Raw genomic sequence first — 647 nt, 5'->3', positions numbered from 1 at the left:
AGCGATCTAAATAAACGATTAAAGTAACCAATCGAAATATAAAAGAACATCTCTTTATTGCACAAAACGTATCAAAAAGCAAGCTGTTAAGTAAAATAAAAATGGGATTCACACTGTAGATTCAGTGATTTATAATTATCATTTATCAAATCAATTTAAATCATAATGAATAAAATGAGCGCTGTTAAATTACCTTCTTTTCAAACAGAAGAACAATCTTCTTTTCGTCAATTGCCCCATAATATTGAAGCAGAGAAAGCTTTGCTGGGTGCTATCATTATCAATAATAATGCTCTTGATAGCGTTTCTGATTTTTTAAAAGCAGAGCACTTTTTTGAACCGTTGCATCAAAAGCTTTTTGATATCATTTCACAAATTATTCAAAGTGGAAAAGTTGCAGATCCCATTACTATTAAGCCCTTTGTTGACAATGATGAGAAAATTGGTGACATCACTGTATATAATTACGTGGTGCGTTTAGCTACCGAGGCAGTCACAATCATTAATACTAAAGATTATGGGAGCGTCATTTATGATCTGTTTATCCGACGCTCTTTAATTAACCTTGGCACTCAAGTTGTGAATAGAGCTTATGATGCTTCTGTAGAACTTACAACATCACAACAAATTGAAACTGTTGAAAATCA

General features: G+C 32.1%; 1 protein-coding gene. It reads left to right on the top strand.

What is annotated here, in order from left to right; translation table 11 throughout:
- Positions 1-165: 165 nt before the first annotated feature.
- On the top strand, positions 166-647 hold a 482-nt coding region (locus tag ACFIKB_RS09580; RefSeq protein ID WP_375653527.1), incomplete at its 3' end, for a DnaB-like helicase N-terminal domain-containing protein.

The sequence above is a fragment of the Bartonella sp. MR110HLJHH genome (genome assembly GCF_042194225.1).
Lineage (GTDB): Bacteria > Pseudomonadota > Alphaproteobacteria > Rhizobiales > Rhizobiaceae > Bartonella > Bartonella grahamii.
The sequence above is the reverse complement of the archived record's forward strand: the minus strand, read 5'-3'. Positions and strand labels throughout refer to the sequence as shown.